Here is a 5,162-nt window from a genome sequence, read left to right as displayed (position 1 = left end):
GGCTTCGCCCCTCCTCCTTGATTTCGCTGCGGGAAGCACCCAGTGTCCCGGGCACGGGACACGCTGCTGGTTCTCTGCCGATCAACCACCGCACTGATCCGATCACGTCGATGGGGTGCCTTGCGCAGCGAAATCAAGGGGGAGGCCGCAGGCCGGAGGACATTCGCGGAGCAAGGTGCCCCGTCGGCGGGATCGCCGCCCTGAACGGCCCGTTCGTTCACAGATATCACAGAACCCCAGCCACCGAAAGAGCGCTTGCCCCACAGATATCCACAAGATATGTACTTAATATATTTAAACTGAGGCAGGTATCCCATGCAGTCGGGCCCTGTCGTTTTTCATTGTTCCCAACCCTAGGAAGAAGCATGAAGTCACAAGCAGGCATGGTTTCCTCACTCAGTCTCGCGGGCCTGGTCGCCCTGGCCGTGGCCAGCCCCGCGCAGGCACAGGAGCAGGTGGTCAAGATCGGCCACAGCGGTCCGCTCTCGGGTCCCAACGCCTTTGCGGGCAAGGACAATGAAAACGGCATCCGCCTGGCCATCGAGGAGCTCAACGCGAAGAAGCTCAGCGTCGGCGGCAAGACGCTGAAGTTCGAGCTGGTCTCCGAAGACGACCAGTGCGACGCCAAGACCGGCGTCAGCGTGGCGCAGAAGTTCGTCGACGACGGCGTCAAGTTCGTCATGGGCCCGTACTGCTCGGGCGTGGCCATTCCGGCCTCGCGCATCTACAGCGACGGCGGCACGCTGGTGTCCACCGTGGGCACCAACCCGAAGGTCACGCAGGGCGGCTACAAGAACCTGTACCGCATCATCGCCAGCGACAACCAGATCGGCGGCGCCATGGCCGTGTACGCGGCCAAGGAACTGAAGGTGAAGAAGGTCGGCGTGATCGACGACCGCACGGCCTTCGGCCAGGGCCTCGCCGAAGAGTTCACCAAAGAGGCGAAGAAGCAGGGCCTCACCATCGTCGGCCAGGAGTTCACCACCGACAAGGCCGTCGACTTCACCGCCATCCTGACCAACATGAAGGGCAAGGCGCCCGAGGCGATCTTCTTCGGCGGCTACGCGCCGCAGGCCGCGCCCATGGCGCGCCAGATGAAGCAGCTGGCCGTGCCCGGCAAGCTGCTGGGCGGCGACACCGTGTGCAGCCCGGCCACCGGCAAGATCGGCGGCGACGCGGTGAACGACCTGGTGTTCTGCGCGCAGGGCGGCTCCATGCTCGAGAAGGCGCAAAGCGGTCCGGCCTTCAAGGAGAAGTTCAAGAAGCGCTTCAATGTCGACCCCGATGCGTACGCCGCCTCGTACTACGACCAGGTGCTGTTCATCGGCGAATCGATGAAGAAAGCCAACGCCATCGACCCCGACAAGGTCGGCGCCGAGCTCTACAAGGCCACCTACAAGGGCGTGGCCGCCACCTACGCGTACGACGACAAGGGCAACATGAAGCAGGCGCCCATCACCGTCTTCACGTTCAAGAACGCGGCCCCGGTGCCGATCGCCAGCTACTGAGTGAGCCCCACACCCATGCAACGCATCCAGGTCATCGACTCGCACACGGGCGGCGAGCCCACGCGCCTTGTGATCGGCGGCTTTCCCGATCTGGGGAAAGGCTCCATGGCCGAGCGCCGCGCGCTGCTGGCCGATCAATATGACAAGTGGCGCGCCGCCGCCGTGCTCGAGCCGCGCGGCAGCGACGTCGTGGTCGGCGCGCTGCTGTGCGAGCCGGTGTCGCCCGATGCGGCGGCCGGCGTGGTCTTCTTCAACAACGCCGGGTATCTCGGCATGTGCGGCCACGGCACCATCGGGCTGGTCGCGAGCCTGGCGCACATGGGCCGCATCGGTGTGGGCGAGCACCGCATCGAGACGCCCGTGGGCACGGTCACGACCACGCTGCACGAAGACGGCTCGGTGAGCGTGCGCAACGTGCCCGCGTACCGGCACCTGCACCAGGTGGCGGTCGAACTGCCGGGCCACGGCAGTGTGCGCGGCGACGTGGCGTGGGGCGGCAACTGGTTCTTCCTCGTGAGCGACCACGGCCAGCGCGTGGCGAGCGACAACCTCGCGGCACTGACCGACTACACGGCCGCCTTGCGCAAGGCGCTGGCGGCGCAGGGCATCACGGGCGCGAACGGCGCGGAGATCGACCACATCGAACTCTTCGCGAACGATGACGACGGCGCCGACAGCCGCAACTTCGTGCTGTGCCCCGGCAACGCCTACGACCGCTCGCCCTGCGGCACCGGCACCAGCGCCAAGATCGCCTGCCTCGCGGCCGACGGCAAGCTCGCGCCGGGCGCGGTGTGGCGGCAGGCCAGCGTGATCGGCAGCGTCTTCGAGGCGAGCTACGCGATGGACGGCGACCAGGTCATTCCCACGCTGCGCGGCCGCGCGCACATCAGCGCCGAGGCCACATTGCTCATCGAAGACGAAGACCCCTTCGGCTGGGGCATCCGGCTCTGACACCGGCGCGCATGGACGCGGACGTCATCGTCATCGGCGCCGGCATCGTCGGCGCGGCGTGTGCCCATGCGCTGGCGCAGGCCGGGCGCCGCGTGCGCGTGCTCGACGCGCGCCTGGGCGGCGCCACCGGCGCGGGCATGGGCCACCTCGTGGTGATGGACGACAACGCGGCCGAGCTCGAACTCAGCCGCCATTCGGTCGCGCAATGGCGCGCCCTCGCGCCGCGCCTGGGCGCCGACTGCGCCTACAGCCCCTGCGGCACGCTCTGGATCGCGGCGAACGACGAGGAAATGGCCGAGGCCGAACGCAAGCAACAGCGCCTGGGCGCGCTCGGCATCGAAAGCCGGTTGCTGGGCGCGGCCGAACTCGCGCGCGCCGAGCCTGCCCTGCGCCCCGGCCTGTCGGGCGCGCTCGAAGTGCCGGGCGACGGCATCCTGTATGCGCCGAACGCGGCGCGCTGGCTGCTCGCGCAGCATGCGGCGTCGGTGCAGGTCGAACACGCGAAGGTCGAGGCCATCGAAGACGACGGCACGCTGCGCCTGGCCGACGGCAGCCGCCGCACCGCGCCGCAGGTCGTGCTCGCCAACGGCATCGAGGCGACGACGCTGTGCCCCGAGCTGCCGATCCGCCCGAAGAAGGGCCACCTGCTCATCACCGACCGCTACCCGGGCACGGTGCACCACCAGCTCGTCGAGCTCGGCTACGTGACCAGCGCGCACCACAGCGACGGCGACTCGGTCGCCTTCAACGTGCAGCCGCGCCCCACGGGGCAGCTGCTGGTGGGTTCGTCGCGCCAGTTCGACACGACCGACCTGGCCGTGGAGGCGCCGATGCTCGCGCGCATGCTGCAGCGCACGCTCGACTACCTGCCGGGGCTCGCCGACCTGAACGCCGTGCGCGCGTGGACCGGCCTGCGCGCCGCCTCGCCCGACGGCCTGCCGCTGCTGGGCAGGCATCCGTGGCGCGAGAAGCTCTGGCTCGCGGTGGGCCACGAAGGGCTGGGCGTGACCACGGCACCGGGCAGCGCGCACGTGCTCGCGGCGCTGATGACCGGCACGGCGCCCGACTTCGACGCCGCGCCGTATGCGCCGCGCGGCCTGCGGGAGAGGGCATGAGCGCTCAGACCTTGCTGCACATCGACGGACAGCCCGTGCGCGTGAAGGCCGGCAGTTCGGTCGCCGCCGCCTTGCGCATCGCCGGCGGCATGGGCGCGGCGCGCACCTCGGTCACGGGCCAGCCGCGCGCGCCGTTCTGCGGCATGGGCGTGTGCCAGGAATGCCGCGTGCAGATCGACGGGCGGCGCCGGCTCGCCTGCCAGACCGTGTGCGCCGAGGGCATGCGCGTGGAGACGACGGCATGAGCGGCGTCACGCGCGAAGCTTGCGATGTGCTGGTCGTCGGCGCGGGCCCCGCGGGCATGGCCGCGGCCGTGGCGGCGGCATCCAGCGGTGCGTCGGTCGTGGTGATCGATGACAACCCTGTCCCTGGCGGACAGATCTGGCGCGACGGCCCCGGCGCGTCGCTGCCCCCGGAGGCACGCCGCTGGCGCGAGGCGCTCGCACGCCACGCAAACATCCGCGTGCGCAGCGGCACGCGGGTGGTCGCCGCGCCTGCTTCGCATGAACTGCTGCTCGAAGACGCCGAGGGTGCGACGCGCATGCAATGGACAACGCTGATCCTCTGCACCGGCGCCCGCGAGCTGCTGCTGCCCTTCCCCGGTTGGACGCTGCCCGGTGTGACGGGCGCGGGCGGGCTGCAGGCACTGATTAAGGCCGGCCTGCCGGTCGAGGGCGAACGCATCGTCATCGCCGGCAGCGGGCCTTTGCTGCTGGCCGCTGCAGCCACGGCCAAAGCAGCCGGCGCGCAGGTGCTGCGCATCGCCGAGCAGGCCTCGTTCGCCTCGGTCGCGGCTTTCGGTGCCAGCCTCGTGCGCTGGCCCGGCAAGGCCGTGCAGGCGCTCACGCTGGCCGATGCGCGCTACCGCACGGCGTCGCGCGTGGTCTCGGCCCAAGGCACGACGCACGTCGAATCGGTGCGGCTGCGCCAAGGCGGCCGCGAGGTCGAGATGGCCTGCGACCGCATCGCCTGCGGCTTCGGCCTCACGCCCAACACGCAGCTGGGCCAGCTGCTCGGCTGCGCGCTGGCGGGGCCGGGGCTCGCGGTCGATGCGCTGCAGGCCACGAGCGTCGCGGGCATCTACGCGGCCGGCGAATGCACCGGCTTCGGCGGCAGCGAGCGCGCGCTGGTGCAGGGCGCCATCGCCGGCCACGCGGCCGTCGGCGAGGCCGCCCAGGCCCGCGCGCACGACCGCGAAGGCGCCCGCTGGGACGCTTTCGCCGCCCAGCTGCATCGCCGCTTCGCACTGGCCGACGACCTCAAGGCCCTGCCCCGCCCCGACACGCTCGTGTGCCGCTGCGAGGACGTGCCCTTTGCCGCACTCTCGGCCTGCACCGGCTGGACCGATGCCAAGCTGCACCGCCGCTGCGGCATGGGCGCCTGCCAGGGGCGCGTCTGCGGCGACGCGGCGCAGTTCCTGTTCGGCTGGACGCCGCCCGCGCCGCGCCCGCCGTTGGTGCCGGTCCGCATCGAGACACTGGCCGGGCTCGCAGCGTCCGGCGACGCCCGACAATGACGGCCCCGCATCTGTACACGCACGAGCACATCCACATTCCCACCATGGCCGCCCCGAAGACCGCTCCCCGAC

5 protein-coding genes are annotated in these 5,162 nt (G+C 70.7%); all 5 read left to right on the top strand.

The features are described 5' to 3' along the window. Positions 1–365 precede the first annotated feature (365 nt). From AC07Y4_RS32690 to AC07Y4_RS32670, 5 genes are read left to right on the top strand one after another with little or no spacing between them, the layout of a single operon-like run. Entirely contained in the window at positions 366–1,508 is a 1,143-nt protein-coding gene (locus AC07Y4_RS32690) for a branched-chain amino acid ABC transporter substrate-binding protein (protein WP_095948363.1), read from the top strand. Between the two features lie 15 nt (positions 1,509–1,523). Further along, positions 1,524–2,459 carry a 4-hydroxyproline epimerase gene (locus AC07Y4_RS32685; protein WP_487847678.1) on the top strand — a complete coding sequence of 312 codons (936 nt, stop codon included), beginning with the start codon at positions 1,524–1,526 and terminating at the stop codon, positions 2,457–2,459. Between the two features lie 11 nt (positions 2,460–2,470). Next, complete coding sequence (locus AC07Y4_RS32680; RefSeq protein ID WP_487847677.1) at positions 2,471–3,574, top strand: NAD(P)/FAD-dependent oxidoreductase; 1,104 nt, start codon at positions 2,471–2,473, stop codon at positions 3,572–3,574. Then, positions 3,571–3,819 (top strand): (2Fe-2S)-binding protein, encoded by a 249-nt coding sequence (locus AC07Y4_RS32675; protein WP_070063317.1) that lies wholly within the window; start codon positions 3,571–3,573, stop codon positions 3,817–3,819. The genes AC07Y4_RS32680 and AC07Y4_RS32675 overlap by 4 nt, the downstream gene beginning before the upstream one ends. Beyond that, positions 3,816–5,090, top strand: coding sequence for an FAD-dependent oxidoreductase (locus tag AC07Y4_RS32670; protein WP_487847676.1), 1,275 nt, complete (start codon positions 3,816–3,818; stop codon positions 5,088–5,090). Before AC07Y4_RS32675 ends, AC07Y4_RS32670 begins: the two co-directional genes overlap by 4 nt. Positions 5,091–5,162: the final 72 nt, after the last annotated feature.

Source organism: Variovorax sp. GW460-12-1-14-LB1 (genome assembly GCF_059423605.1).
The sequence above is the reverse complement of the archived record's forward strand: the minus strand, read 5'-3'. Positions and strand labels throughout refer to the sequence as shown.